The organism is Isoptericola sp. NPDC057559, from assembly GCF_042801555.1.
Taxonomy (GTDB): Bacteria; Actinomycetota; Actinomycetes; order Actinomycetales; family Cellulomonadaceae; genus Isoptericola.
On sequence record NZ_JBHVFQ010000009.1, the window covers coordinates 66,607 to 92,242 of the forward strand.

Annotated in this window: 23 protein-coding genes and 2 tRNA genes; 14 read left to right on the forward strand and 11 right to left on the reverse strand. The window is 73.8% G+C overall.

Annotated features, from left to right (window positions below; all coding sequences use genetic code 11):
- Positions 1-65 precede the first annotated feature (65 nt).
- Positions 66-455 (forward strand): hypothetical protein, encoded by a 390-nt coding sequence (locus ACFU5J_RS11005; protein ID WP_430578737.1) that lies wholly within the window; start codon positions 66-68, stop codon positions 453-455.
- 29 nt (positions 456-484) lie between these two features.
- Here ACFU5J_RS11005 and ACFU5J_RS11010 read toward each other — a convergent pair whose 3' ends face one another.
- The 5 genes from ACFU5J_RS11010 to ACFU5J_RS11030 form a co-directional block, all read right to left on the reverse strand.
- Positions 485-1,495: a DUF1648 domain-containing protein gene (locus tag ACFU5J_RS11010; protein WP_430578738.1), complete on the reverse strand. Its 1,011-nt coding sequence runs from the start codon at positions 1,493-1,495 to the stop codon at positions 485-487.
- Positions 1,492-1,845 (reverse strand): GntR family transcriptional regulator, encoded by a 354-nt coding sequence (locus tag ACFU5J_RS11015; protein WP_430578739.1) that lies wholly within the window; start codon positions 1,843-1,845, stop codon positions 1,492-1,494. Before ACFU5J_RS11015 ends, ACFU5J_RS11010 begins: the two co-directional genes overlap by 4 nt.
- A gap of 112 nt (positions 1,846-1,957) precedes the next feature.
- Positions 1,958-2,569 carry a serine O-acetyltransferase EpsC gene (gene epsC / locus ACFU5J_RS11020; RefSeq protein WP_430575372.1) on the reverse strand — a complete coding sequence of 204 codons (612 nt, stop codon included), beginning with the start codon at positions 2,567-2,569 and terminating at the stop codon, positions 1,958-1,960.
- Between the two features lie 73 nt (positions 2,570-2,642).
- Complete coding sequence (gene cysK / locus ACFU5J_RS11025; RefSeq protein ID WP_430578740.1) at positions 2,643-3,578, reverse strand: cysteine synthase A; 936 nt, start codon at positions 3,576-3,578, stop codon at positions 2,643-2,645.
- Positions 3,579-4,069: 491 nt separating this feature from the next.
- Positions 4,070-4,140 (reverse strand) — tRNA-Gly (locus ACFU5J_RS11030).
- Positions 4,141-4,294: 154 nt separating this feature from the next.
- Here ACFU5J_RS11030 and ACFU5J_RS11035 point away from each other — a divergent pair.
- Positions 4,295-4,368: transfer RNA gene (locus tag ACFU5J_RS11035), tRNA-Pro, on the forward strand.
- A gap of 117 nt (positions 4,369-4,485) precedes the next feature.
- On the opposite strand, the gene ACFU5J_RS11040 is transcribed toward ACFU5J_RS11035, so the two are convergent.
- The gene (locus ACFU5J_RS11040) at positions 4,486-4,824 is read right to left on the reverse strand and encodes a hypothetical protein (RefSeq protein WP_430578741.1); all 339 of its coding nucleotides are present in this window, start codon (positions 4,822-4,824) and stop codon (positions 4,486-4,488) included.
- A gap of 194 nt (positions 4,825-5,018) precedes the next feature.
- On the opposite strand from ACFU5J_RS11040, the gene tig reads away from it, so the two are divergent.
- Positions 5,019-6,404 carry a trigger factor gene (gene tig / locus ACFU5J_RS11045; protein WP_430578797.1) on the forward strand — a complete coding sequence of 462 codons (1,386 nt, stop codon included), beginning with the start codon at positions 5,019-5,021 and terminating at the stop codon, positions 6,402-6,404.
- Between the two features lie 47 nt (positions 6,405-6,451).
- Here tig and ACFU5J_RS11050 read toward each other — a convergent pair whose 3' ends face one another.
- Complete coding sequence (locus ACFU5J_RS11050) at positions 6,452-7,468, reverse strand: DMT family transporter (protein WP_430578742.1); 1,017 nt, start codon at positions 7,466-7,468, stop codon at positions 6,452-6,454.
- Between the two features lie 34 nt (positions 7,469-7,502).
- On the opposite strand from ACFU5J_RS11050, the gene ACFU5J_RS11055 reads away from it, so the two are divergent.
- The 4 genes from ACFU5J_RS11055 (at position 7,503) to clpX (ending at position 11,032) form a co-directional block, all read left to right on the forward strand.
- Positions 7,503-8,081, forward strand: a complete 579-nt coding sequence (locus ACFU5J_RS11055) for a TetR/AcrR family transcriptional regulator (RefSeq protein WP_430575048.1) — start codon at positions 7,503-7,505, stop codon at positions 8,079-8,081.
- A 136-nt stretch (positions 8,082-8,217) separates the two neighbouring features.
- Entirely contained in the window at positions 8,218-8,838 is a 621-nt protein-coding gene (locus ACFU5J_RS11060; RefSeq protein ID WP_430575374.1) for an ATP-dependent Clp protease proteolytic subunit, read from the forward strand.
- A 59-nt stretch (positions 8,839-8,897) separates the two neighbouring features.
- A complete protein-coding gene (locus ACFU5J_RS11065; RefSeq protein ID WP_430575049.1) occupies positions 8,898-9,614 on the forward strand; it encodes an ATP-dependent Clp protease proteolytic subunit in 717 nt (238 codons plus the stop codon).
- A 143-nt stretch (positions 9,615-9,757) separates the two neighbouring features.
- Positions 9,758-11,032 carry an ATP-dependent Clp protease ATP-binding subunit ClpX gene (clpX, locus tag ACFU5J_RS11070; RefSeq protein WP_430575050.1) on the forward strand — a complete coding sequence of 425 codons (1,275 nt, stop codon included), beginning with the start codon at positions 9,758-9,760 and terminating at the stop codon, positions 11,030-11,032.
- Positions 11,033-11,053: 21 nt separating this feature from the next.
- On the opposite strand, the gene ACFU5J_RS11075 is transcribed toward clpX, so the two are convergent.
- The gene (locus tag ACFU5J_RS11075) at positions 11,054-12,847 is read right to left on the reverse strand and encodes an AMP-dependent synthetase/ligase (protein ID WP_430578743.1); all 1,794 of its coding nucleotides are present in this window, start codon (positions 12,845-12,847) and stop codon (positions 11,054-11,056) included.
- Between the two features lie 89 nt (positions 12,848-12,936).
- Between ACFU5J_RS11075 and ACFU5J_RS11080 the strand changes: the two genes are divergently transcribed.
- Together ACFU5J_RS11080 and ACFU5J_RS11085 are read left to right on the forward strand one after the other, a co-directional pair.
- Positions 12,937-13,332, forward strand: a complete 396-nt coding sequence (locus tag ACFU5J_RS11080; RefSeq protein ID WP_430575052.1) for a chorismate mutase — start codon at positions 12,937-12,939, stop codon at positions 13,330-13,332.
- Between the two features lie 119 nt (positions 13,333-13,451).
- On the forward strand, positions 13,452-14,699 hold the full coding sequence (locus tag ACFU5J_RS11085; protein WP_430575053.1) for a hypothetical protein: 1,248 nt from the start codon (positions 13,452-13,454) through the stop codon (positions 14,697-14,699).
- Positions 14,700-14,757: 58 nt separating this feature from the next.
- Here the strand turns inward: ACFU5J_RS11085 and valS are convergent, their stop codons facing one another.
- Positions 14,758-17,535 carry a valine--tRNA ligase gene (gene valS, locus ACFU5J_RS11090; RefSeq protein ID WP_430578744.1) on the reverse strand — a complete coding sequence of 926 codons (2,778 nt, stop codon included), beginning with the start codon at positions 17,533-17,535 and terminating at the stop codon, positions 14,758-14,760.
- 271 nt (positions 17,536-17,806) lie between these two features.
- Between valS and ACFU5J_RS11095 the strand changes: the two genes are divergently transcribed.
- The 4 genes from ACFU5J_RS11095 (at position 17,807) to ACFU5J_RS11110 (ending at position 23,210) form a co-directional block, all read left to right on the forward strand.
- The gene (locus tag ACFU5J_RS11095; RefSeq protein ID WP_430575055.1) at positions 17,807-18,754 is read left to right on the forward strand and encodes an ABC transporter permease; all 948 of its coding nucleotides are present in this window, start codon (positions 17,807-17,809) and stop codon (positions 18,752-18,754) included.
- The gene (locus ACFU5J_RS11100) at positions 18,751-19,743 is read left to right on the forward strand and encodes an ABC transporter permease (RefSeq protein ID WP_430578745.1); all 993 of its coding nucleotides are present in this window, start codon (positions 18,751-18,753) and stop codon (positions 19,741-19,743) included. Before ACFU5J_RS11095 ends, ACFU5J_RS11100 begins: the two co-directional genes overlap by 4 nt.
- Positions 19,744-19,827: 84 nt before the next feature.
- Complete coding sequence (locus ACFU5J_RS11105) at positions 19,828-21,516, forward strand: ABC transporter substrate-binding protein (RefSeq protein WP_430578746.1); 1,689 nt, start codon at positions 19,828-19,830, stop codon at positions 21,514-21,516.
- Complete coding sequence (locus ACFU5J_RS11110) at positions 21,513-23,210, forward strand: dipeptide ABC transporter ATP-binding protein (RefSeq protein WP_430578747.1); 1,698 nt, start codon at positions 21,513-21,515, stop codon at positions 23,208-23,210. Before ACFU5J_RS11105 ends, ACFU5J_RS11110 begins: the two co-directional genes overlap by 4 nt.
- Before the next feature lie 20 nt (positions 23,211-23,230).
- On the opposite strand, the gene ACFU5J_RS11115 is transcribed toward ACFU5J_RS11110, so the two are convergent.
- Together ACFU5J_RS11115 and ACFU5J_RS11120 are read right to left on the reverse strand one after the other, a co-directional pair.
- Positions 23,231-24,091 (reverse strand): haloalkane dehalogenase, encoded by an 861-nt coding sequence (locus ACFU5J_RS11115; protein WP_430578748.1) that lies wholly within the window; start codon positions 24,089-24,091, stop codon positions 23,231-23,233.
- A complete protein-coding gene (locus ACFU5J_RS11120; RefSeq protein ID WP_430578749.1) occupies positions 24,084-24,560 on the reverse strand; it encodes a MarR family winged helix-turn-helix transcriptional regulator in 477 nt (158 codons plus the stop codon). Before ACFU5J_RS11120 ends, ACFU5J_RS11115 begins: the two co-directional genes overlap by 8 nt.
- 107 nt (positions 24,561-24,667) lie before the next feature.
- Between ACFU5J_RS11120 and ACFU5J_RS11125 the strand changes: the two genes are divergently transcribed.
- Positions 24,668-25,597 carry a GNAT family N-acetyltransferase gene (locus ACFU5J_RS11125; protein ID WP_430578750.1) on the forward strand — a complete coding sequence of 310 codons (930 nt, stop codon included), beginning with the start codon at positions 24,668-24,670 and terminating at the stop codon, positions 25,595-25,597.
- Positions 25,598-25,636 lie beyond the last annotated feature (39 nt).

Here is a 25,636-nt window from a genome sequence, read left to right on the forward strand (position 1 = left end):
GGGTAATGCCCGTCACACCCTAGCCGACGCCGTGCGTGCCGCGGGAGCGCCGCTAGGTTCGGGGGATGGCGACGATCGACGATGCGGCCCGTGCCGCCGCGGCGCTGCCCGAGGTCACCGAGGCGACGACGTTCCGGAACCGCGCGTGGGCGGTGTCCGGGCGGGTGTTCACGTGGCTCCGGCCGTTCACCAAGGCCGACCTGCGGCGGTTCGAGGACGACCCCGTGCCCGCGGGGCCGATCCTCGCCGTCGTCGTCGACGACCTCGGCGAGAAGGAGGCGGTGCTCGCAGCGCGCCCCGAGGCGTTCACCATCCCGCACCTCGACGGCGTCCCCGTCGCCCTGGTGCGGCTGGACGTCACCGATGCCGCCGCGCTCCGGGAGCTGCTCGTGGACGCGTGGCTCGCGAAGGCGCCCCGCCGGGTGGCCGCGGCGCACCCGGAGCTGCTGGCCTGAGCCCCGGGCCGTGCCCGGGCCCGGGCGGCTCAGCGCGACGAGCGCGAGTGCTCGGCCACGGTGTTGAGCAGGGCGGCGCCGGCCGCGGCGTCGTCCACGGTCACGACGAGCGAGCGACCGCCCGTGCGCTCGACGAGCAGCGCCTCGCCCGTGCGCAGCACCACGCCCACGCGCCCGCCGCGGCCGACGCGCCAGCCCCACCCGCCGAACTCGGCGAACGGCCGGACCTGGACGACGGACGCGCCGAGGACCTCGTCCGCCGGCACGTGCGTGCCCGGCCAGCCGAGCGCGGAGCGCACGGTGAGGCCGGAGGCGTCGACGCGGACGGTGAAGGCGAACATCGCCGCGAACAGGCCAGCCAGGAGGGCGGGGACCACGAGCATCGCCCAGGTCTCGAGCACGACGGCGAGCGCCGCGGTCACGAGGATCGCGGCCGTGCCCACGGCGAGCCCGGGGCCGCCGGTCGCGCGCCGGAGCCAGACCGCGCGCTCGCCGTCCCGCAGGGCGGTGCGGGGCGCGTCGTCCGCGACCGGCGCGGTGGCGGGGAGCGGCCGGTCCTTCGGGACGAGCAGGGCCGCCACCACGGCCGGGACCAGGGGCAGGAGCACCGAGGCGACCATGGTCCAGCCCTCGAGCGTGGCCTGCGAGGCGTCGGCGAGGCCGCGCTGCGGGCCGAGCGAGGTGAGCACGACCATCCCGGCGAGCCCGCCCGACCACACGCACCCGGCGGCGGCGAGCCGCCGCGTCGAGACGGCCGACCCCCAGCCCCAGCCGATCGCAGCGAACAGGGCGCAGAGCCCGGCGGCCAGCGCGAGGCCCACCCCGACGAACGAGGCCGGTGCCGAGAACCCGTCCGGCCGGCCGTCCGCGCCCCAGTGGGAGGCGACCTGGGCGGGCAGCTCGTCGAACCAGGACCAGGCGACCGCCGCCGCGGCGAGGGCGAGCGCGATCCCGGCCGCCGACGCCCAGGCCACCGCCCTGCGCGCGCGGGGGCGCCAGGGTGTGGTGGTGGCGGTCGGGCGCGGGGGAGTCGTGGTCATCGGTGCATCGCCTCCTTGACGAGGGTGGTGGTGGTCTCGGGCGACAGGCCGGCACGCCGGGCGGCGGCGACCAGGTCGGCCAGCGCCTGCTCCACGGGGCCGAGGTCCGGACGGGCGCCGGTCACGACGGCGCCGCGGCCGCGGCGCAGCTCGATCATCCCGTCGTCACGGAGCGCCTGGTACGCCTTGAGCACGGTGTGCACGTTGAGGTCGAGCGACGCGGCCAGCTCCCGGGCCGCGGGCAGCCGCTCGCCCGCGCGCAGCTCGCCGCGGGCCACCGCCAGGCTCACCTGGCCCACGAGCTGCGCGTAGAGCGGCTCGGCGGCGGCGGGGTCGATCCTCCAGAGCATGCCCTCATGCTAGTTGTTCTACGAGAACTAGAACAATCGACGCAGGCTCCGGAACGACGACGGCCCGCGCCCCGCCGGAGCGGGGGCGCGGGCCGTCGGGCCACGGCGGGTGTCAGATGACGTACTCGAGGAGCTCGGAGGCGTCCTCGACGTGCTGCCCGTGGTCGGGCCGGTGCCCGGGGTGGCGCGCGTGGGCGGGCACGCCCACCGCCACCATCCCGGTGGGCACGTCGTGGGTGACGACGGCGTTCGCGCCGATCTGCGCGTCGTCGCCGATCCACAGCGGGCCGAGGATCTTCGCGCCGGCGCCCACCATGACGCGGTCGCCCAGGGTGGGGTGCCGCTTGCCGCGCGTCATCGACCGCCCGCCCAGCGTGGAGCCGTGGAACAGCACGCAGTCGTTGCCGACCACCGCCGTCTGGCCGATGACCACGCCCATGCCGTGGTCGATGAAGAGCCGCCGCCCGATCCGCGCGCCCGGGTGGATCTCGATCCCCGTGATCCACCGCGCGGCCTGCGACAGGAGCCGGGCCGGCAGCCGCAGGCCCGGCCGGTGCCACATGCGGTGGGTCACCCGGTGCGCCCAGACGGCGTGCACGCCGGGGTACGCGAGCGCCACCTCGAAGCGCGAGCGGGCCGCCGGGTCGTGGGCGTGCGCCGCCTCGAGGTCCTCCGCGAGGATCTCGAGCAGGTGCCGCAGGCCCGGGCGGTGACCGTCCGGCATCGGGTGGTCGACCTCGCCGTCGACGTCGTGCACGTCGGCGGACGGGGCGGGAGCGGGGCGGTGGCTCGTCACGTCAGTCCAGCAGGTCCGAGTAGAGGATCGTGGACAGGTAGCGCTCGCCGAAGTCGGGGATGACCACGACGATCAGCTTCCCGGCGTTCTCGGGCCGCTTCGCGACCTCGAGCGCGCCCGCGATCGCGGCGCCCGAGGAGATGCCGACCAGCAGCCCCTCCTCCTTCGCCGCGCGGCGCGCGAGCTCGACGGAGGTCTCGGCGTTGACGTCGACGACCTCGTCGTAGACGGAGGTGTCGAGGATCTCGGGCACGAAGTTCGCGCCGATGCCCTGGATCCTGTGCGGCCCGGGGGCGCCGCCGTTGAGGATCGGCGACTCCTCCGGCTCCACGGCGACGACCTGCACCGACGGCTTGCGCTCCTTGAGCACCTGGCCGACGCCCGTGATCGTGCCGCCGGTGCCGATGCCCGCCACCACGATGTCGACCGCGCCGTCGGTGTCGGCCCAGATCTCCTCGGCCGTCGTCTCGCGGTGGATCTTCGGGTTGGCCTCGTTGGCGAACTGCCGGGCGAGGATCGCGCCGGGGCGCTCGGTCGCGATCTTCTCCGCCGCGGCGACGGCGCCCTTCATGCCCTCCGCGCCCGGGGTGAGGACCAGCTCGGCGCCGTACGCGCGCAGCAGGGCGCGGCGCTCCTTCGACATCGTCTCGGGCATCGCCAGGACGACCTTGTAGCCGCGCGCGGCGCCGACCCAGGCGAGGGCGATGCCGGTGTTGCCCGACGTGCCCTCGACGATGGTGCCGCCGGGCTGGAGCTCGCCCGAGGCCTCGGCGGCGTCGATGATCGAGACGCCGATGCGGTCCTTCACGGAGTTGGCCGGGTTGTAGAACTCGAGCTTCGCGACGACCGTCGCGTCGAGGCCGGCGGCGAGACGGTTGAGCCGGACGAGCGGGGTGCGGCCGATGAGCTTCGTCGCGTCGTCGTAGATGCGTGCCATGGTGATCCTTCTCGAAGAGAGCGTGCGGGCGAGGGGTGCGGGTGTGCCGCGGCCTGCGGTCGTCGGCCCTCGGGGCCGGGGGTGCGCAGGGGTCTCGGCGGGTCGGTGCGAGCGCCGCACGATCGCCGGGGACCCGCCGTCAGGCGGGTCGGACGTGGCGTGGACGCTCTATCGACAGCATCGCGGCGTCGTCGCCGCGGCGCACGCCGGGGTGCGGAGCGTCGACACCGGCACCGTCCTGCGTGCGGACGAGGGGGCGACACGGGGGACGACGATCGTCATGCCCGGCCCTCCTCGTGATGCGTGCGGTCTGTCGCTGGGTGCGGCGCCGAGCCTAGCCAGGCGCCGACCGATCGACAAGACGCATCTCATCCATCGGCGCCGTCGATAGGTCGGGCGACGGGTGTGCCCGGGCATGGCGAGCGGGTCGGCACGGGCGCGCGCCGAGGGCGCCTCGGAACGAGGGGAGGGTGGGGAGGGGGAGAAAGGGGAGCGGGCGACGGGAATCGAACCCGCGTAGCCAGTTTGGAAGACTGGGGCTCTACCATTGAGCTACGCCCGCACGGCCGTCCCGGGGCACTGCCGCCGGGGTCGGAACGCGGGGCTGACTCTAGCAAAAGGTGCCCGGTGCGCCGGACCTCCGTCCGTGCACGTCGTGGCGTTCCCTGGGTGGGGTCGCACTACACTGACCGAGGCCCCGCCCGGCGGGCGGGCCACGGGGTGTGGCGCAGCTTGGTAGCGCATCTGCTTTGGGAGCAGAGGGTCGCTGGTTCGAATCCAGTCACCCCGACCGTCGCCCATCTGGACCCGTCCGGTGCAGGTGGGCGGACCTGTGCCCGGGCCGCGGTCGTCCCCCGAGAGGTGCGCGGCGCACGAGCCCGGCCCGGGGCCGGGGACGCCGCAGCGTTCAGGGGCAGCCGACGCGGTGGAAGTCGTCCGGCTCGTCGAGCGGGAACAGGTAGCAGACCTCTGCGCCGGCGTCGCCCGTGGGCTGGCCGAAGAAACCCAGCCCGGGCCTCGTGTAGCGGACGGTGACCGTCCCGGTGTCCTGCGCGACGACCGTGCCGTCATCGACGTCGTCGACCCCACCGAGATGGAGCTCGTTGCGGTCCAGGTCCGCGAGGCGCCACGCCCAGCGCGGCGTCGCCTGCCAGACCTGGTGCGCGGCCGCCGCCACGCCGACGCCGACCACCATCACGACCAGGGTCACCACCGCTACCGCGCCGCGCCTCGGCTTCGTCGACATCGGCCCAGGGTGCCACGAGCCGCGCCGGGTGGGGTGCCTCACGACGGTATCTCCGCGAGGGCCGGATGCCGTAGCATGAACGGGTTGCCCGTACGCCCGTCGTACGGTCCCCGCACCCCGCGCCGCAGCAACCAGGCCGGCTCGCGCCGGTGAGACGCGCGCGCAACGCACCCGAACCGTTGGAGACCATCGAAGTGAAGAGCGCCGTCGAGAACCTGGAGCCCACCAAGGTCAAGCTGACCGTCGAGGTGGAGTACGACGAGCTCAAGCCGAGCATCGACCACGCGTACAAGCACATCGCCGAGCAGGTGAACATCCCCGGCTTCCGCAAGGGCAAGGTTCCCCCGCGCATCATCGACCAGCGCGTCGGCTGGGGTGCGGTCGTCGAGCACGCGGTGAACGACGCGCTGTCGGGCTTCTACCGCGACGCCGTGACGTCGGAGTCGCTGCGCCCGCTGGGCCAGCCCGAGGTCGAGGTCACCGAGATCCCCGCCGCCGCCGGCGAGGGCCAGCTCGCGTTCACGGCCGAGGTCGAGGTCCGCCCGGAGATCACCCTCCCCGACCTGTCGGGCATCGAGATCACGGTCGACAGCACCGAGGTCACCGACGAGGACGTCACGGAGCGCCTGGACGCGCTGCGCGAGCGCTTCGGCACCCTCGTGGGCGTCGACCGCCCGGCCGCCGAGGGCGACTACGTCGTCATCGACCTCAAGGCCGTCATCGGCGACGAGGAGATCGACTCGGTCTCCGGCGTCTCCTACCAGATCGGCGCCGGCAACATGCTGGAGGGCCTCGACGAGGCGCTCACCGGCCTGTCGACGGACGAGACCACGACCTTCGCCACGAAGCTCGCCGGCGGCGAGCACGAGGGCGAGGAGGCGCAGGTCACCGTCACGGCCACCGCCGTCAAGGAGCGCGACCTGCCGACGCCGGACGACGACTTCGCCCAGCTCGCCTCGGAGTTCGACACCCTCGAGGAGCTGACGGCGGACCTGCGCGAGCAGGTCGCGTCGATCAAGACGTCGAACCAGGCCGTCGCCGCGCGCGACCTGCTCCTCGAGAAGCTCCTCGAGGCCGTCGAGGTCCCGGTGCCGTCGGGCGCCGTCGAGGCCGAGGTGCACCGTCACCTGGAGTCGGAGAGCCGCCTCGAGGACGACGAGCACCGCGCCGAGGTCACCGTGGACGCCACCAAGGCGCTCACGAACCAGATCCTGCTCGACACGCTGGCCGAGAAGCTCGAGGTGCAGGTCGGCCAGGGCGAGCTCGTCGAGTACCTGGTGCAGGCCTCGCAGCAGTACGGCATGGACCCGAACCAGTTCATCTCGAGCCTGGACCAGGGCGGCCAGATCCCCGCCATGGTCGGTGAGGTCGCGCGCTCGAAGGCCCTCGCGGTCGCGCTGCGCGAGATCGAGGTCAAGGACTCCGACGGCAACGTCGTCGACCTGACCGAGTTCATCGGCACCGAGGAGGAGGACGCCGCGGCCGCCGAGGTCGAGGGCTCCGTCGAGGCGGAGGCCGCCCCGGCCGAGGCGTCGGACGAGGCCGCCGAGGAGACCCCGGAGGAGACGGCCAAGGCCTGATCCCCGGAACCTCCGGACCTGACGTACCCCGACGGCCCGCATCGTCCTCACGGACGGTGCGGGCCGTCGTCGTGCGCGGTGCGTGACCGGGCGGGGGCGGGCCGGCGTGCCTCCCCGCGGATCACGGCGGCGACGCCCAGGCCGGCGAGGGCGAGGCCGGCGGCCACGACGGGTCCCAGCGGCTCGCCGAAGAGCGCGGCGCCCGCCAGCGTCGTGGTCGGGACGACGAGGAACAGCAGGGCGTTGAGGGTCGTGACGTCCACGCGCCGCAGCAGCGACCAGTACAGCCGGTAGGCGGCCAGCGAGGGCACGAGCGCGAGGAAGAGGGTCGAGGCCCAGAACGCGGCGTCCGCCGGCGGCGCGGCCGTGCCCGTGGCGATCGCCAGCACGGCGAGCGCGACGGCGGCGACGGACGCGTGCAGCGCGAGCATCGGACCGGGGGGCAGCGTCGCCGGCCGGCGCCGCTCCAGGAACGTCGCGGCCACGAGCGAGGCGACCGCGGCCGCGGGGAGCGCGTACGCCCACGCGGGCGCCGCCGTCACCCGCAGGTCGGCGGACACGAGCAGCGCGACGCCCGCGGACGCCGTGGCCAGCCCGGCCCACTGCAGGCGGCGCACGCGCTGCCCGAGCAGAGGCCCCACGAGCGTGGCGACCAGCACGGGCTGCACGGCGTCGACCAGCGACGTGGCGCCGGTGCTGACCCCGAGCGCGATCGCCCCGTAGACGGGGAGCACGTACCCGACCTGGGAGAGCAGCCCGACGACGACGTGGTGCCGGGCTTGGCGACCCTCGCGACCGGGGCGGGCGAGGTGCGCGGCCACGCTGCCCGGGGAGGGTGCCGGGTCGCGGCCGCGACGCCGGGCGAGGCGCGCGCACCGTGCGACCCCGAGGACCGCCCCGAGCGCCACGACCACCACGACGTACCGCCACAGGAGCAGCGTGGGCACGGGCGCCTGCCCGGTGCCGAACCTGGCCCCCAGGAAGCCGGAGCTCCACGCGAGCACGAACGCGACCGAGGCGAGGGCGGTCACCGCCCCCGCAGGTATACCGATCTGTTTACTCATGCTCGCCAATATACAGATCTGTATAGTCGGTCGCATGACCGCGCAGACCACCCTCACCCCGGCCGCGCGCCGGATCCTCGACGCGGCCTCGCGCCTCTTCTACGCGCGGGGGCTGCACGCCGTCGGCGTCGACACCATCGCGGCCGAGGCCGGGGTCACGAAGAAGACGCTGTACGACCGCTTCGGCTCCAAGGAGGCCCTGGAGGTGGCATACCTGCGCGAGCGCGACGCGCGCTGGGAGGCGCACCTGCGCCGGGTGCTCGACGGGCACCCCGCGGCGGGGGTCGACCGCGTGCTGGCCCTGTTCGAGGCCGCCGGGCTCTGGATGGCGGCCGAGGGCGGGCGCGGCTGCGCCGCCATCAACGCGCGCGCGGAGACCGAGGACCCGGGCCACCCGGTCGCCGTGGAGGTCGCCCGGGAGAAGGCGTGGGTGCTCGACCTGGTGGCGGGGGAGTGCCGCGCCGCCGGGCTGCGGCGCCCCGCGGACCTCGCGGCCGCCCTGGTGCTGCTCTACGACGGCGCCCTCGCGGCGTCCGGGCTCGGCGCCCCCGCGGAGCCGTTCCGCACGGCGCGGCGCGCGGCGCGCACCCTGTGCGAGGCCGCCCGGGCCTGAGCGGACGCCCCGGGCGGCCGGCGCGTGTGCGCCCGCAGCGAAAAGGGCCCGCTCCGGGACGTTTCGCCGCACCGGCGCACGTTAGGGTCGATCGACGGCGATGACGAAGGAGACGGACGTGAACGACTTGCTGCGGATGGACGGTTCGACGCCGGTGGCGCGTGCCGATGGCCCGGGCCTCGGCCTCAACGACTCCATCTACAACCGGCTCCTCAAGGAGCGCATCATCTGGCTCGGCTCGGAGGTGCGCGACGAGAACGCGAACGCCATCTGCGCCCAGATGATGCTGCTGGCCGCGGAGGACCCGGACAAGGACATCTGGCTGTACATCAACAGCCCCGGCGGCTCGATCACCGCCGGCATGGCGATCTACGACACGATGCAGTACATCCAGCCCGACGTCGCGACCATCGCGATGGGCATGGCGGCCTCGATGGGGCAGTTCCTGCTCTCGTCGGGCGCCAAGGGCAAGCGCTACATCACGCCGCACGCGCGCGTGCTGATGCACCAGCCGTCCGGCGGCGTCGGCGGGACCGCGACCGACGTGCGGATCGGCGCGCAGCTGATCATGCACATGAAGAAGGTGCTCGCGGAGCTCACGGCCGAGCAGACCGGCCAGCCGCTCGAGCAGGTCCTCAAGGACAACGACCGCGACAACTGGTTCACCGCCGAAGAGGCGCTCGAGTACGGGTTCGTCGACCACGTGGTCACCAACGCGTCCTCGGTCTCGGGCGGCGGCGGCACCGCGGCGTCCTGACGCCGCCCGCCCGCCCCGTCCCGCGAGGACATCACCGACCTTTACGTGAGGAGACCACAGTGAGCTACTCCGAGGAGTACCAGTTCGCCCTCCGGGCCCAGAACCTGGCCGGCGCCGCGGGCCGTCCCGGCGGCGTCGCGCTGCCGCACGGCGCCCCGTCGTCGCGGTACGTGCTGCCCCAGTTCGAGGAGCGCACGGCCTACGGGTTCAAGCGTCAGGACCCGTACACCAAGCTGTTCGAGGACCGCATCATCTTCATGGGCGTCCAGGTCGACGACGCGTCGGCCGACGACATCATGGCGCAGCTGCTGGTCCTGGAGAGCCAGGACCCCGACCGCGACATCATGATCTACATCAACTCCCCGGGCGGCTCGTTCACGGCGATGACCGCCCTGTACGACACGATGGAGTTCATCAAGCCGCAGATCCAGACGGTGTGCCTCGGCCAGGCCGCCTCGGCCGCGGCCGTGCTGCTGGCCGCCGGCCAGCCGGGCAAGCGCCTCGCGCTGCCGAACGCCCGCGTGCTGATCCACCAGCCCGCGATGGAGGGCGGCGGCTACGCCCAGGCGTCCGACATCGAGATCCACGCCAACGAGCTCATCCGCATGCGCGAGTGGCTCGAGGAGACGCTGGCCGTCCACACGGGCAAGTCGGTGGACCAGGTGCGCGAGGACATCGAGCGCGACAAGATCCTCACCGCCGCGCAGGCGAAGGACTACGGCCTGGTGGACCAGGTGCTCGAGAGCCGCAAGCCGGCCGCCCTCGCGGCGCGCTGACCTGCAACGTCACGGGGCCCGCGCCCTCTTCAAGGAGAGGATGCGGGCCCCGTGACACGACGCACCGGGGCACTCGGCTGACAACGACGCCCCCGTGGTGTGGAATGGACGCAGGACCAGCACTCAGGACATGGAGGCTCCCGGTGGCTCGGATCGGTGACGGCGCAGACCTGCTCAAGTGCTCGTTCTGCGGGAAGTCGCAGAAGCAGGTCAAGAAGCTGATCGCCGGACCCGGCGTGTACATCTGCGACGAGTGCATCGACCTGTGCAACGAGATCATCGAGGAGGAGCTCGGCGAGGCGGCCGAGCTGGGGCTCACCGAGCTGCCGAAGCCGCGCGAGATCTTCGACTTCCTCGAGCAGTACGTCATCGGGCAGGAGCCCGCCAAGCGGGCGCTCGCGGTGGCGGTCTACAACCACTACAAGCGGGTCCAGGCGGGCGAGGCCGCGCGCGACGGCGACGACGCCGTCGAGATCGCGAAGTCCAACATCCTGCTCATCGGCCCGACCGGCACCGGCAAGACGTACCTCGCGCAGACGCTCGCGAAGATGCTCAACGTGCCGTTCGCCATCGCCGACGCCACGGCCCTCACGGAGGCCGGCTACGTGGGCGAGGACGTCGAGAACATCCTCCTCAAGCTCATCCAGGCCGCGGACTACGACGTCAAGAAGGCCGAGACCGGGATCATCTACATCGACGAGGTCGACAAGGTGGCCCGCAAGGCCGAGAACCCGTCGATCACGCGCGACGTCTCCGGCGAGGGCGTGCAGCAGGCGCTCCTGAAGATCATCGAGGGCACGACGGCGTCGGTGCCCCCGCAGGGCGGGCGCAAGCACCCGCACCAGGAGTTCATCCAGATCGACACCACGAACGTCCTGTTCATCGTGGCGGGCGCGTTCGCCGGCCTCGACGACATCGTGGCGTCCCGCGCCCGCAAGCGCGGCATCGGGTTCAGCGCCCCCATGGAGACCGTCGCCGACGACGACCTGTTCGCCGAGGTGCGGCCCGAGGACCTGCAGAAGTACGGCCTGATCCCCGAGTTCATCGGCCGCCTGCCCGTCATCGCCTCCGTCTCGCCGCTGGACCGCGGCGCGCTGGTGCGGATCCTCACCGAGCCCCGCAACGCGCTCGTCAAGCAGTTCCAGCGGATGTTCGAGATCGACGGCGTCGAGCTCGAGTTCGAGCAGGAGGCCATCGAGGCGATCGCCGAGCAGGCGCTGCTGCGGGGCACGGGCGCGCGCGGCCTGCGGGCCATCATGGAGGAGGTCCTCCAGCAGGTGATGTTCGACGTGCCCAGCCGCGACGACGTGGAGCGGGTCGTCGTGACGCGCGAGGTCGTGCTGGAGAACGTCAACCCGACGCTGGTGCCGCGCACGTCGCCCGTACGCCGCCGCCCCCCGCGGGAGAAGTCGGCCTGAGCCCCGCGGAGGACGTCGGGGTCAGCGCGTGTAGAGCTCCTCGACCTCGTCCGCGAAGTCACGCAGCACGAGGTCCCGCTTCACCTTCAGCGAGGGCGTGAGGTACTCGTTCGCCTCGGTGAAGTCGCCCTCGAGCACCCGGAACTTGCGGATCGACTCCGCCCGGGAGACCGCGGTGTTCGCCTCCTCGACGGCGGCGTCCAGCGCCGCGAGCACCCGCGGGTCGGTGCGGGCGGCGCCCACGGACATCGGCGGGATGCCCTGCGTCGCCAGCCAGCCGGGCAGCATCTCGGCGTCGAGGGTGATCAGGGCACCGATGAACGGGCGCGCGTCGCCGACCACCACGACCTGCGAGACCAGCGGGTGCGCGCGCACGCGGTCCTCCAGGGGCGCCGGCGCGACGTTCTTGCCGCCCGCGGTCACGATGATCTCCTTGGTGCGGCCCGTGATGCGCAGGTGCCCGTGGTCGATCGCGCCGATATCACCGGTGCGGAACCAGCCGTCCACCAGCGCCTCGGCCGTGAGGTCCGGGCGCCCGCGGTACCCGCGGAAGACGTGCGGCCCGGAGACGAGCACCGCGCCGTCGTCGTCCACGCGCACGGAGGTGCCCGGGAACGGCGGCCCCACCGTGCCGATGCGCAGGTCCGACGGCAGGTTGACCGCCGTGGGCGCCGTCGTCTCGGTGAGGCCGTAGCCCTCGAGCACGGTGAGCCCCGCCCCGCGGAAGAAGTGGCCGAGGCGGTCGCCCAGCGGGGCGCCGCCGGAGATCGCGTACCGCAGCGCGCCGCCCATCGCGGCGCGGAGCTTCGCGAGGACGAGCCGGTCCGCGACGGCGTGCTTCAGCCGCAGGCCCAGGGGGACGCGGCCGTCGTCGAGGGCGCGCGAGTAGGCGCCGGACACGCGGGCGGACCAGGCGAAGACGCGGCGTCGCGCGCGAGAGCCGGCGCGCTGCTCGGCCGAGTTGTAGACCTTCTCGAACACCCGCGGGACGGCCAGGAGGAACGTCGGACGGAAGGTCCGCAGGTCGTCCGTGAGCGTCTTGACGTCCGGGAGGTGGCCGAGCACCGAGCTGCTGGCGATCACCGCGACCTGGATCAGCCGGGCGAAGACGTGCGCGAGCGGCAGGAAGAGGACCGTGCGGGCGCCGTCGGCCTCCAGCAGCTCGGGGAGCGCGAGACGGGCGTTCAGGGCGAGGTGCGCGAAGTTGCCGTGGGTGAGCTCGGCGCCCTTCGGGCGGCCCGTCGAGCCGGACGTGTAGACGATGGTCGCGAGGTCGTCGCGGCGCACCGCGTCCCGGCGGGCGGCGACGTCGGCGGCGGGCACGGACGCCGCGGCCTCGCGTAGCGCGTCCACGGCACCCGTCGCGATCACCAGGACGTCCTCGAGGTCCGGCAGGTCGTCGTGCACCTGCCGCACGGCGTCGGCGTGCGCCGGCGTCTCCACCACGACCAGCCGCGCACCGGAGTCGGCCAGGATCCACCGCACCTGGTCGGGGGAGGAGGTCTCGTACACGGGGACGACGACGGCGCCGACCGCCCAGGCCGCGAAGTCGAGCAGCGTCCACTCGTAGCGCGTGCGGGACATGATCGCGACGCGGTCGCCGGGCTCGATCCCGCGGGCGACGAGCCCGCGGGCCACCGTGAGCACGTCGGCCTGGAACTCGCCCGCCGTCACCGGCACCCAGGACCCGTCCGTCGCCGCGCGCCGCTCGACGAGGGGACGGTCGCCGGCCCGGGCCACCCGGTCCGCGAGGAGCGTGCTGATGCTCGTGCCCTCGGGCACCTCCACGAGGCTCGGCGTGGTCGCGACCGTCATCTGTTCTCTCTCCGTGCGTCGGGTCGGCCGTCTCAGGCCGAAGAGGGACCCTACACGCTCGCACGTCCGCGGGCTCGTAGGATCGACCCATGCCCGACACCCCCGACGAGACCACACCCGTGCCCGCGCCGGCCGGCCGCCCGGCCGACGACGGGATGCCGCAGGAGATCCTCGACCTGCGCGCGAGCATCGACAACATCGACGCCGCGCTGGTGCACCTGCTCGCCGAGCGGTTCAAGATGACCCGGCGCGTGGGAGAGCTCAAGGCCGTGGGCGGGCTCCCGCCGGCGGACCCGTCGCGCGACCGGCAGCAGGTCGACCGCCTGAAGGGGCTCGCGCAGGGCGCCGGCCTGGACCCCGAGTTCACGGAGCAGTTCCGCAACTTCATCGTCTCCGAGGTGATCCGCCACCACGAGCGCATCGCCGCGGAGCACGCCCAGGGGCGGCTCAAGGGCGAGCTTCCGCCCCTGGACACCTACGCTTGAAGGGGTGAGATCTGATCCCGGCCACGGGGTCGTGACCCTCCGGCCGACGCGGTGGCGTCGGCCGCGTTTCCGTCGCAGGCTGGAGGCCACAGCCGACGACGACATCAGGGGGATCACGGATGAAGATCGACTGGCTCAAGCCCCTCGTCGGCCGCCCCGGACCGTTCGCGACCGTCTACCTGGACGCGACGCCCTCGGCCGAGGCGGGCGACAGGGACGTCGCGAACCGTTGGCGGGCGGTACGACGTTCCCTCGAGCGGCAGTCGGCACCCACCGAGGTGCTCGACGAGCTCGAGGCCGCGGTGCTGCGGCCCACACGGGTGGCCGGCACGCACGGCAGGGTCCTCATCGCGGGGGACGGCGGCGTGGCCGTGGACCGCGTGCTGCGCAACCCGCCCGCCGTGGCGACCGGCGTCTGGCTCCCGGTGCCGGCGCTGCTGCAGGCCGCCCTCGCGGCGGACGAAACGGTCGACGCCCTCTGCGTCGCGGTCGACCGCAGCGGGGCGGACTTCTGGCCCTGCGACGCCGTCGGCCGACCCGGCGGCGCGCGGGAGACGTTCGAGGGCCCGAACGACGAGGTCAGCAAGACGTCCAGCACCGGCACGAAGCGCGCCATCATCGAGTCGCGCGCCGAGGACTCCTGGAAGCGCAACGCCGCCGCCGTGGCGGCCGAGATCGACCGGCGCGTGGCCGAGGGGCGCCCGGAGGTCGTGCTGCTCACCGGCGACGTGCGGGCGGTGAACCTCGTGCGCGCCGAGCTCGGGCAGGAGGCCGGGCGGCGGGCCGTCGAGGTGGCCGGCGGCGGGCGCGGCCCGGGGATCCGGGCGGACAGCTTCGAGGCGGGCGTCGAGGACGCCCTCGACTCCTACCGGGAGCGGCGGCGCGAGGTCGTGCTCGCCGAGTTCCGGCAGGACCAGGGGCGCGAGGAGGGAGCCGTGTCGTCGGTCGAGGACGTGGTCGCCGTCCTCGCCCGCGGGCAGGTGAAGGCGCTGGTGCTGTCCGAGCAGCTCGCCCTCGACGCCGCGGCGGTGCTCACCGCACCGAGCAACGGTGCCGGGGGAGCGGACCTGTCCGGCCTCCTCGGCGGCCGCACGTTGTGGATCGGGCCGGACCCGATGCACGTCGCCACCTCGCGCAGCGACCTGGAGGACCTCGGCGTCACGGACGGGCTCGAGGAGCTGCCCGCGCCCTCCGCCCTGCTGCGCGCCGCGATCGCGCAGGACGCCGCGCTGACGTTCGCGCCCGAGGGGTCCGTGGACCTCATGGACGGCGTCGGCGCGACGCTACGGTGGCACGACGACGGGACGCCGAAGGAGGTCGCCGCCACGATGAGCGGTGACGGCGACCGGTTCACGACGCCGCGCTAGCACGCCGGGGGACGAGGTCGCCCGACCCGCCGACGTGCCGGCGCGGCGTCGCGCCCGGTCAGGCCTTGGGCTTGCGCGCCGGGGGCTCGCCGAGCTCGGAGGCGGTGACGACGATGCCGCCCTGGACGTCCGGGTTGCCCTGGCCCTCGGCAGCCTCGACGACCTCGAGGGTCCCGGTGGCGCGGCCGGCTCCGCGGACGTCGTCGATCGCGGACCGGACGCCGTCGAGCAGCGCGGCCGGCACGGCCATCGACGCCGCGAGGATCGGCGTGCGCATGGAGACCTTGGCCTCCGACTTGATCTTGCGGAGCGCGGCGAGGGCGTGCCCGGCGGCCGTCAGCTGCACGGGGTCGCCGTCGCCGGCGGCCGTGCGCAGCGGGGCGGCGACGGGCCACGCGGCGTGGTGCACCGAGCCCGCGCGCCACCACGACCAGACCTCCTCGGTCGCGAACGGCAGGAACGGCGCCAGGAGGCGCAGCAGGGTGTCGACCGCGAGGGCGAGGGCCGTGCGCGCGGACTCGGTCTCGGCCGTGACCTCGGTGGCCGCGGCGCCCGCGCCGTACGCGCGGTCCTTGACCAGCTCGAGGTAGTCGTCGCAGAAGGTCCAGAAGAACGTCTCGGTGACCTCGAGCGCGCGGGTGTGGTCGTAGGCCTCGAACGCGGCCGTGGCCTGCTCGACGACCTCCGCCAGGCCCGCGAGCATCGCGCGGTCCAGCGCGACGGTGACGCGCGAGGGGTCGAGCACGATCTCGCCCGCGCCGGTCTCGGCGTCCACTCCGAAGGTCAGCGCGAACTTCGAGGCGTTCAGCACCTTGATCGCGAGGCGGCGCCCGATCTTCATCTGGCCGACCTCGAAGGCCGCGTCCGTGCCCAGGCGGGCGGCGGCGGCCCAGTAGCGCACCGCGTCCGCGCCGTGCTCCTCCAGGAGCGCCATCGGCGTGACGACGTTGCCCTTGGACTTGGACATCTTCTTGCGGTCCGGGTCGAGGATCCAGCCGCTGATCGCCGCGTGCTTCCACGGCAGCACCCCGCACTCGAGGTGCGACCGCACCACCGAGGAGAAGAGCCAGGTCCGGATGATGTCCTGGCCCTGGGGGCGCAGGTCCATCGGGTAGACGCGGGAGAACAGGTCGGCGTCGCGCTCCCAGCCGGACACGATGAGCGGCGAGAGGGACGACGTGGCCCAGGTGTCCATGACGTCGGCGTCGCCGACGAAGCCGCCGGGCGCGCCGCGCTGCGACTCGTCGAAGCCGGCCGGGGCCTGCGACGTCGGGTCGACGGGCAGCTCCGCCTCGGAGGGCACGATCGGGTGGTCGTGGTCGACGTCGCCGGCCTCGGTCACCGGGTACCAGAGCGGCACGGCCACGCCGAAGAAGCGCTGGCGCGAGATGAGCCAGTCGCCGTTGAGGCCGTTCACCCAGTTCTCGTACCGCACCCGCATGAAGTCGGGGTGGAAGTCGAGCTCCTTGCCCCGCGCGAGGAGCTCGGCCTTGAGGTCGCGGGCCTCCCAGTCGCGGCCGCCGTTGCGGATGTACCACTGGCGGGAGGTGACGATCTCGAGGGGCTTGTCGCCCTTCTCGTAGAAGTTCGTCATGCGCTGGGTGGCCGACGGCTCGCCGTCGAGGTCGCCCGACTCGCGGAGGGCGTCGACGACGGCCGTGCGGGCGGAGAACGCCGTCTTGCCGGCGAGCTCCTCGGTGTACAGGGCCTCGCCCGGGCCGCCCGCGATCCAGGCGGGCGTCTCGCGGGACAGGCGGCCGTCGCGCTGGATGACCGAGCGCGTGGCGAGCTGCAGCTCGCGCCACCACTGCACGTCGGTGAGGTCGCCGAAGGTGCAGCACATGGCGATGCCCGCGCCCTTGTCCATGGCGGCGGCCGGGTGCGCGAGCACCGGGACCTCGACGCCGAACAGGGGGGAGGTGACGGTGGTGCCGAACAGGCCCTGGTACCGCTCGTCGTCGGGGTGGGCGATGAGCGCCACCACGGCGGGGATGAGCTCGGGGCGGGTGGTCTCGATGTAGACCGGCTCGCCGCCGTCGGGGCGGTGGAACGCGACCCGGTGGTAGAACCCGGGGTACTCGCGCGCCTCGAGCTCGGCCTGCGCCACGGCGGTCTGGAAGGTCACGTCCCACAGGCCGGGGGCCTCCGCCTGGTACGCCTCGCCGCGCGCGAGGTTGCGGAGGAAGGCGCGCTGCGAGGCGGCGCGGGAGGTGGCGTCGATGGTCTGGTAGTTCTGGGCCCAGTCCACGGACAGGCCGAGGCGGCGCCACAGCTCCTCGAACTGGCGCTCGTCGTCGGCGGTGAGCCGCTCGCACAGCTCGATGAAGTTGCGCCGGCTCACGGGCACCTGGTCCCCGGGCTTGACGTTCTTGCCGTCGGTGCCCTGGTGCGGCGGCTCGAAGCCCCCGACGTACGGCAGCGACGGGTCGCAGCGGACGCCGAAGTAGTTCTGCACGCGGCGCTCGGTGGGCAGGCCGTTGTCGTCCCAGCCCATCGGGTAGAAGACCTTCTTGCCGCGCATGCGCCAGAAGCGCGCGACGGTGTCGGTGTGGGTGTAGCTGAACACGTGGCCCACGTGCAGCGAGCCGGAGACCGTGGGCGGCGGGGTGTCGATCGAGTACACCTGCTCGCGCGTCGCGGTGCGGTCGAAGGCGTACGTGCCCTCGGCCGACCAGCGCTCGTCGAACCGCTGCTCCAGGCCGTCCAGGCTGACCTTGTCCGGTACCTCCCGGACCACCGCGCGCACGACGTCGCCGGCTACGGTGCCGGCGGTCGGGGTCGCTGCGGGGGTCTGCGCGGGCGCGGTCGGCGCCTCGGGGGTCGGGAAGTCGCTCATGGTCGCTCATTCTCCCAGATGCGAGGTGGCTCTCCGCCCACCCGTATCTCACTTTCTGGATGCTTGTGTCATAGTATGGACGAGTGTCCGGAACGGGCCCCGAACCGTCGTATCGTGACGGCCGGCGCCCCTCGGGCGTCACCCTCGAACCGTCCGGCCGCCTCGTGCGGGCCGGACCGCACGAAGTCCCGGGAGGACGAGATGCAGGCGATGTGTTGTCGGTGTTGCCGCCACCGCTTCGCCCTGCCCGTCTGACACCCGAGGAGCTCCCATGACGCTCGACCACGCCGACGAGCTGGTCGTGCCCGAGGGGCAGCCCGCGCCCGCGGTCGGGCGCCGCACGTTCTGGCGCCGGTTCGCCCGGGACCGGTTCGCGGTCGCCGGCGCGGTCGTGGTGCTGCTCTACGTGCTGGTCGCCCTGCTCGCGCCGCTGATCATCCGCCTGGTCGGGGTCGACCCGTACACCTACGACCTGGGCGCCCTCGACGCGACGGGCGCCCCGGCGGGCTGGGGCGGCGGCGTCAGCGCCGAGCACTGGTTCGGCGTCGAGCCGCTGACGGGTCGCGACCTCTTCGCCGTCGTCCTCATGGGCTCGCGGACGTCGCTGGTCGTGGGGATCGGCGCCACGGTCGTCTCGATGCTCATCGGGACGGTCCTCGGCCTGCTGGCCGGATACCTCGGCGGCTGGGTCGACTGGGTGGTCAGCCGCGGCGTCGACGTGATGCTGGGGCTGCCCGCGCTGATCTTCATGATCGCGATCGGCGCGGTCGTGCCCGACTCCTTCCCGCCGCTCCTGCTGCTGGTGCTCGTCATCGGGTTCTTCAGCTGGTCGTCGGTGGCGCGCGTCGTGCGCGGCCAGGCCCTCGGGCTGCGCTCGCGCGGCTTCGTGCGCGCCTCCCAGGCGCTCGGTGCCGGGCACGGGCACGTCCTGTTCCGCCAGGTGCTCCCCAACCTCGCCGCGACCGTCGTCGTCTTCGCGACCATCAGCATCCCGGGCGCGATCGGCGCCGAGGCCGCGCTGTCCTTCCTGGGCGTCGGCGTCCCGCCGCCGACGCCGTCGTGGGGCCGCTCCATCGGGGACGCCGTCACCTGGTTCAGCTCCGACCCCATGTACCTCGTCTTCCCCGGCATCGCGCTCTTCGGCATCACGCTCGCGTTCAACGCGTTCGGCGACGGCCTGCGCGACGCCCTCGACCCGCGCTCCGGAGGCCGCAAGTGAGCTCCCTGCGGTTCCTCGGCACGCGCCTCGCGAGCATGGTCTTCGTGCTGCTCGCGGTGTCCCTGCTGACCTACGCGATCTTCGTGCTGCTGCCGGCCGACCCGGCCCAGCTCGCCTGCGGGCGGCCGTGCACCCCCGAGCGGCTCGAGACGGCGCGGGCCTTCATGGGCCTCGACCAGAACTTCGTCGTGCAGTGGTGGAACTTCGTCACGGGGATCTTCACCGGCCGCACGTTCGGGTCCGCCGGCGCGCAGATCGACTGCCCGGCCCCCTGCCTCGGCTACTCCTTCGTGCTGCGCCAGCCCGTCACCGACCTCATCGTCGGGCGGCTGCCGGTCACCTTCTCGATCGCGATCGGCGCCGCCGTCCTGTGGCTGCTCGCCGGCGTGGCCGGCGGCGTGGTCGCGGCGGTGCGCCGCGGCACGGCGGTCGACCGCACCCTCATGGTCGCGGCGATCACGGGCGTCTCGGCGCCCAGCTACCTCGTGGGGCTGCTCGGCATCCTGCTGTTCGGCTTCACGCTCGACATGGTGCCGGTGAACGGGTACGTCCCGTTCACCACGAGCCCCGTCGACTGGGCCTGGCACCTGGTGCTGCCGTGGTGCGTGCTCGCGTTCCTGTCCGCGGCGATCTACGCCCGGCTCACCCGCGCGCAGATGCTCGACGCCCTCGGGTCGGAGTACGTCCGGACGGCGCGGGCCAAGGGGATCACCGAGCGGCGCGTCGTGACGCGGCACGCCCTGCGCAACGTCATGGTGCCGGTCGTCACCCTCTTCGGCCTCGACCTGGGCGTGCTGCTCGGCGGCACCGTCATCACCGAGAAGGTGTTCTCGATGGCGGGGCTCGGCGCGCTGCTGCTCGACGCCGTCGGTAACACCGACGTGCCGCTCCTGGTGGGCGTCACCTTCTTCTCGGCGGCCCTCATCGTGGTCGCCAACCTGCTCGTCGACGTCGTCTACGGCGTCATGGACCCGAGGGTGCGCGCATGAGCGCCCGCCTGCACGCCGGGCGATGTCCCCGCGTGACGCGACACCCCGACCCCGACGAACTCCCCGAGAGGTACTGAGAAGACCATGACCCGCAACCTCGCCCGCCGACGCGCCGTCGGCGCCGTCTCCGCCGTCGCCGCGCTCGCGCTGGTGCTCACCGCGTGCGGCGCGAACGAGAAGGACGACAGCACCACCGGCAGCCCGACCGCCGTCCAGAAGGGCGGCACGCTGCACATCCTCACCTCGGCCCCGTCCATCAACTGGGACCCGGCGACGAGCCAGAACCTCGCCATCACGACCCTCGGCCTGGTCGAGCGCCGCCTCACGGCCTGGCAGACCAACCCGGACGGCAGCACGGAGGTCGTGCCCGACCTCGCCACCGACACCGGCACCGTGTCCGACGACGGCACGACCTGGACCTACACCCTCAAGGACGGCGTGACGTTCGAGGACGGCACCCCGATCACGTCGCAGGACGTCAAGTACTCGGTGGAGCGCTCGTTCGCCCCGGAGCTCTCGGGCGGCCTGAGCTACCACAAGAGCCTGCTCACCGGCGGCGACGACTACGCCGGACCGTACGACGGCAAGGAGCTCGCCTCGATCGAGACGCCCGACGAGAAGACCATCGTCTTCCACCTGGACAGCGCCTACGGCGACTGGCCGTGGATCGTCTCCATGCCGGCGTTCGGCGCCGTGCCCGAGGCCAAGGACGACGTCTCGACCTACACCACGACGCCGGTCGCGACCGGCCCGTACACGGTCGCCGAGACGAAGGAGGGGACCTCGGTCACCCTCGAGCGCAACGACAAGTGGGACGCGTCGACGGACGAGGTCCGCACGGCCGGCCCCGACTCCATCGTCTTCGAGCTGGGCCAGGACGAGACCGTCGTGGCGCAGCGCCTCATCGCGGACGCGGGCGACGACCAGAACGCCTTCGGCGCGACCTTCGTGCCCGCGGCGCAGCTCGCCCAGGTGCAGAACGACGCGTCGGCCAAGGAGCGTCTCGTGACCTCCGGCCCGGGCGCGCTGGCCTACCTCGCGATCAACACCGAGGCCGACGGCCTCGACGACGCGAAGGTGCGCGAGGCGATCGAGTACGCCGTCGACAAGCAGGCCTTCCTCGTCGCCTCCGGCGGCGAGATCTCCGGCGAGCTCGCCACCACCCTCATCACGCCCGGCATCCCGGGGCGCGAGGACTTCGACCTGTACCCGGCCGACGCCTCGGGCGACCCGGACAAGGCGAAGGCGCTGCTGGAGGAGGCCGGCTGGGCCGGCCGCACGCTGCGGCTCGTCGTCCCGGACGACTCGCCGACGCTGGCGAAGGCCCAGGCCATCGAGCAGGGCCTGAAGCGCGCCGGCATCACGGTGAAGATCGTGTCCCAGCCGTCGGACGTGTGGACGCAGACGGTGACGCAGGGCGACGGGTCGGACTACGACCTGACGCTCTCCTCGTGGCAGCCGGACTTCCCGAGCGCGAACGGCAACATCCAGCCGCTGTTCGCCACGTCCCAGATCGGCAACGGCGGGTACAACCTGTCGCGCTACTCGAACAAGGACGTGGACGCCCTCATCGAGCAGGCGACGCAGGAGACCGACGCCGACGCCGCGGCCGGCGTCTGGGCCCAGGCCGACAAGGCGATCCTCGAGGACGCCCCGGTGGTCCCGCTGATCTACACGAAGAACTCCTTCCTGCACGGCTCCAAGGTGCAGAACTTCGAGATCCCGGACTTCCCGGCCTACCCGAACTACCTGAAGGTCTCGCTGGCCCAGTGAGCACCGACACGCGCGACGGGCAGCCCCTCCTGCAGGTGGAGGGGCTGTCCGTCGTGTTCGAGGACGCCGCCACGCCCGCCGTCGACGGGTCGTCGTGGGTGCTGCGCCCGGGACGGGTGACCGCGCTGGTGGGCGAGTCCGGGTCCGGGAAGTCGGTCTCGGCGATGGCGGTGCTCGGGCTCCTGCCGCCCAGCGCCGACGTGACGGGGAGCATCCGGTACGCCGGGGACGAGCTGGTCGGCGCGGGCCCCGAGGAGTACCGGGCCGTGCGCGGCGCGGTCTTCTCCCTGGTCTCGCAGGAGCCGATGAGCGCCTGGAACCCCGTGGTCACCATCGGCGACCAGGTGGCCGAGGCCGTGCGGGCCCACGCCCGCATGCCCCGGGGCGTCGCGCGCGACCGGGTCCTGGGCCTGCTGCGCGAGGCCGGGCTGCCGGAGCCGGAGCGGATCGCGCGCTCCTACCCGCACCAGCTCTCCGGCGGGCAGCTGCAGCGTGCGCTCATCGCGATGGCGCTGTCGCAGGACCCGGTGGCGATCGTCGCCGACGAGCCCACGACGGCCCTGGACGTCACGGTGCAGGCCGACATCCTCGACCTGCTGCGCCGGCTCCGGGACACCCGCGGGACGGCGGTGCTGCTCATCACGCACGACATGGGCGTGGTCGCGGACCTCGCGGACGACGTCGTGGTGATGCGCGACGGGCGCGTCGTCGAGCACGCGCCCGTGCGCGAGCTCTTCGCCGCGCCCCGCGAGGAGTACACGCGGACCCTGCTGGACGCCGTCCCGCACCTCGGGCGGCAGCTCGCCCGCCAGGTCGGCGGCGAGCGCGTCTCCGCCACCGACCGGGCAGCGGCGCCGGACGTCGGTGCCCCCGCGGGCGCCCGGGACGTCGTCGTGCTCGAGGACGTCGACGTCGTGTACCCCGGGGGGCGCCGCCGCGCGCCCGTGCGTGCCGCCGACGACGTGAGCCTGCGGATCGCCGCGGGCGAGGTGCTCGGGCTGGTGGGGGAGTCGGGCTCCGGCAAGTCCACGCTGGGCCAGGTGGTGTCCGGGCTGCTGGTGCCGGACCGCGGCCGGGTCGTCGTGGACGGCCTCGAGCTGGCCGGCGCCCGGCGGGCGGACCTGCGGGCGGTGCGCCGCCGTACCGGGATCGTCTTCCAGGACCCGGCGTCCACCCTGAACCCCCGCTGGTCGGTGGGGGCGTGCGTCGCCGAGCCGCTGCGGCTGCACGGCGACGGCAGCGAGGCGGAGGACCGGGCCCGGGTGCTGGAGCTCCTGGGCATGGTGGGGCTCGGCGCGGAGCACGCCGTGCGGTACCCGCACGAGCTCTCGGGCGGGCAGCGGCAGCGCGTCGCCATCGCGCGCGCGGTCGCCCTCGACCCGGCGGTCCTCGTGGCCGACGAGCCGACGAGCGCGCTCGACGTGTCCGTCCAGGCCCGCGTCCTCGAGGTGTTCGCCGAGCTGCAGGCGCGGCTCGGGTTCGCGTGCCTCTTCGTCTCGCACAACCTGGCCGTCGTGGAGCGCGTCAGCGACCGGGTGGCCGTCATGCAGGCGGGCCGCATCGTCGAGTCGGGGCCGACCGCCCGCGTGCTCGGCGACCCGCAGGAGGAGTACACCCGGATGCTCGTCGGGGCCGCGCCCGTCGCCGACCCGGAGCTCCAGGCGCGACGCCGGCGGGAGCGGCAGGGCGCCTGACCTCCCGCCGGGCGCCGCGCTCAGCGCAGGGCGTGGCGGTCCATCCAGCCGCCGAGGGCGCGGCCGATCTCGCCCGGGCGGTCCTCGGTCGCGTGGTGGCCCGCCGCGCCGAGGTGCTCGACGTCGAGGGCCGCCATGTGCTCGCGCGCCCAGGCCACGGCGCGCTCGTCGATCAGGAGCGTCGGGGACCCCTCGAAGGTGAGCAGCAGCTTCGGCACGCCAGCCGAGTCCTCCAACCAGGCGCCCGCCCGCTCGAGGCGCTCGACGAGCTCCGCGGGCGGCGCGCCGAGCTGCCGCGCCCAGGAGAGCAGCGGACGACGGCTCTCGCGCGTCGGGTAGGGCTCGAGGTACGCGGCGAGCTCCGCCTCGGGGACCGGGTTCAGCACGCCCCCGGTGTAGGCCTGGCGGACGGCGGTGACCTCGTCGAGGAACATCACCTCGCCCTGGGGCGAGGCGACGAGCTCGCGCCGCGCGCGGGCGGCGGGGGACAGGTGCTCGGGCCGCACCGGCCGGAGCACGGCCTCGAACAGCGCCGTGCCCAGGACCCGTCCGGGATGCCGTGCCGCGCGGTCGATCGCCAGGGCGCCGCCCCAGTCGTGCCCGACGAGGACGGCCGGTTCGTCGCCCAGCACGGCGTCGAACCAGCCGTCGAGGTAGCGGGCGTGGTCGGCGAACGTGTACGCGACGTCCGGCTTGCCGGAGGCGCCCATGCCGACCAGGTCGGGGGCCAGCAGGCGGCCGTGCCCGACGGCCGGCAGCACCCGGCGCCACGTGTGCGACGACGACGGGTTGCCGTGCAGGAAGACGACGGGCGTCGCGTGGCCCTCGGTCGGGGACTCCGTGTAGTGGATCGTCGAGTCGAGGACGGACAGCTCAGGCATCGGTGGCTCCTGGGTCGAGGGGTGCGTCGAGCAGGGCGGTGAGGACGGCGACGAGCTCGGCGCTGCGGGCGCTGTCGCGGCCGCCGAGCGGTGCGAGCAGCCGGTCGAGCAGCGCCTGGACCGTGCGCATCGCCGGGTGGACGACGGCCGAGCCCCGGTCGGTCAGCGCCAGGCGCACCACGCGGGTGTCGCGGTCGTCGCGGGTGCGGGCCACCAGGCCGTCGGCCTCCAGCGTGCGGATGAGCCGCGAGACGTACATGGGCTCCAGCCCCGACGCGTCGGCGAGGGCGCGCTGGCTCGGCGGGGCCGCGGCCCGCTGCAGGGCGAAGAGCGTGGTGAGCACCACGTACGTGGCATGGGTGAGGCCGTGGGGGGCCACGGCGCGGTCGACGGCGGTGCGCCACCGGGTCGACAGGCGCCAGACGAGGGCGCCGGCCATGGCTCCGGGTGCTGCTCCGGGTGCGGGCATACCGGCACCCTAGGACGAGATGATAAACATGACAAGTATTCCTGCCGTCCGGCTCGGACCCGTCGGGATCTTCCCTGGAGCCATGTTCTCTGACTAAAGTCAGAGATATGGACGACGAGCAGGTGGCCAGGGGCACGGGCGACGAGGTCGCGGTCGTGCGGCGGTTCAACCGCAGCTACACCCAGCGCGTGGGTGCGCTCGAGGACTCGTTCCTGGGCACGGGGATGCCGCTGGGCACGGCCCGGCTGCTGTTCGAGATCGGCACCGAGCCCGGGACCACGCGCGACCTGCGCGCCCGGCTCGGCCTGGACTCCGGGTACCTCAGCCGGCTGCTGCGCCGGCTGGAGACCGACGGCCTCGTCGCCGTCGTGCCCGACCCGGACGACCGGCGGCGCCGGCGCGTCGACCTCACCGCCGCGGGCCGTCGCGCGTGGGCGGACCTCGAGCGCCGGTCCGTCGACCGGGCGCGCGACCTCGTCGCGCCCCTCACGGCGCGCCAGCGGGCCCGGCTCGCGGCGGCGCTCGCCGAGGCCGACCTGCTGGTGCGGGCCGCGACCGTCGCCCTGGAACGCGTGGACCCCACGTCCGACCTGGCGCGGACCGCCGTGGCGGCGTACGTGGCCGAGCTCGACGAGCGGTTCCCCGGCGGGTTCGACCCGGGCCCCGCCGGGACGGCGTCCGACCCCGACGCGGCGGGCCTCGCCGGGCCGTCGGGCGCGTTCGTCGTGGCGACGAGCGACGGCGAGGCCGTCGCCTGCGGCGGCGTGCGCACCCTGTCCTCCGGCGCCGGGGGCGGCGTCGGGGAGATCAAGCGGATGTGGGTGCACCCCGGCTGGCGCGGCGCCGGCCTCGGTTCCCGGCTGCTGCGTCACCTGGAGGGGGTCAGCCGCGACCTCGGGCACCGCGAGGTGCGGCTCGACACGAACGGGACCCTCGCGGAGGCCGTCGCCATGTACGAGCGCGCGGGCTACCGGCGCATCCCGCGGTACAACGACAACCCGTACGCCGAGCACTTCTTCGCCAAGCGGCTGGGGTGAGCGCCCGGCGTGAGCGGGGCGGTACCACGTACCTGGTCC

Bases quoted from the DNA above. Each gene is read 5' to 3' on its own strand.
- ACFU5J_RS11005 (WP_430578737.1), top strand. From the start codon at position 66: ATGGCGACGATCGACGATGCGGCCCGTGCCGCCGCGGCGCTGCCCGAG.
- ACFU5J_RS11010 (WP_430578738.1), bottom strand. From the start codon at position 1,495: ATGACCACGACTCCCCCGCGCCCGACCGCCACCACCACACCCTGGCGC.
- ACFU5J_RS11015 (WP_430578739.1), bottom strand. From the start codon at position 1,845: ATGCTCTGGAGGATCGACCCCGCCGCCGCCGAGCCGCTCTACGCGCAG.
- epsC (WP_430575372.1), bottom strand. From the start codon at position 2,569: ATGCCGGACGGTCACCGCCCGGGCCTGCGGCACCTGCTCGAGATCCTC.
- cysK (WP_430578740.1), bottom strand. From the start codon at position 3,578: ATGGCACGCATCTACGACGACGCGACGAAGCTCATCGGCCGCACCCCG.
- ACFU5J_RS11040 (WP_430578741.1), bottom strand. From the start codon at position 4,824: ATGTCGACGAAGCCGAGGCGCGGCGCGGTAGCGGTGGTGACCCTGGTC.
- ACFU5J_RS11050 (WP_430578742.1), bottom strand. From the start codon at position 7,468: ATGAGTAAACAGATCGGTATACCTGCGGGGGCGGTGACCGCCCTCGCC.
- ACFU5J_RS11055 (WP_430575048.1), top strand. From the start codon at position 7,503: ATGACCGCGCAGACCACCCTCACCCCGGCCGCGCGCCGGATCCTCGAC.
- ACFU5J_RS11060 (WP_430575374.1), top strand. From the start codon at position 8,218: ATGGACGGTTCGACGCCGGTGGCGCGTGCCGATGGCCCGGGCCTCGGC.
- ACFU5J_RS11075 (WP_430578743.1), bottom strand. From the start codon at position 12,847: ATGACGGTCGCGACCACGCCGAGCCTCGTGGAGGTGCCCGAGGGCACG.
- ACFU5J_RS11080 (WP_430575052.1), top strand. From the start codon at position 12,937: ATGCCCGACACCCCCGACGAGACCACACCCGTGCCCGCGCCGGCCGGC.
- ACFU5J_RS11085 (WP_430575053.1), top strand. From the start codon at position 13,452: ATGAAGATCGACTGGCTCAAGCCCCTCGTCGGCCGCCCCGGACCGTTC.
- valS (WP_430578744.1), bottom strand. From the start codon at position 17,535: ATGAGCGACTTCCCGACCCCCGAGGCGCCGACCGCGCCCGCGCAGACC.
- ACFU5J_RS11095 (WP_430575055.1), top strand. From the start codon at position 17,807: ATGACGCTCGACCACGCCGACGAGCTGGTCGTGCCCGAGGGGCAGCCC.
- ACFU5J_RS11105 (WP_430578746.1), top strand. From the start codon at position 19,828: ATGACCCGCAACCTCGCCCGCCGACGCGCCGTCGGCGCCGTCTCCGCC.
- ACFU5J_RS11115 (WP_430578748.1), bottom strand. From the start codon at position 24,091: ATGCCTGAGCTGTCCGTCCTCGACTCGACGATCCACTACACGGAGTCC.
- ACFU5J_RS11120 (WP_430578749.1), bottom strand. From the start codon at position 24,560: ATGCCCGCACCCGGAGCAGCACCCGGAGCCATGGCCGGCGCCCTCGTC.
- ACFU5J_RS11125 (WP_430578750.1), top strand. From the start codon at position 24,668: ATGGACGACGAGCAGGTGGCCAGGGGCACGGGCGACGAGGTCGCGGTC.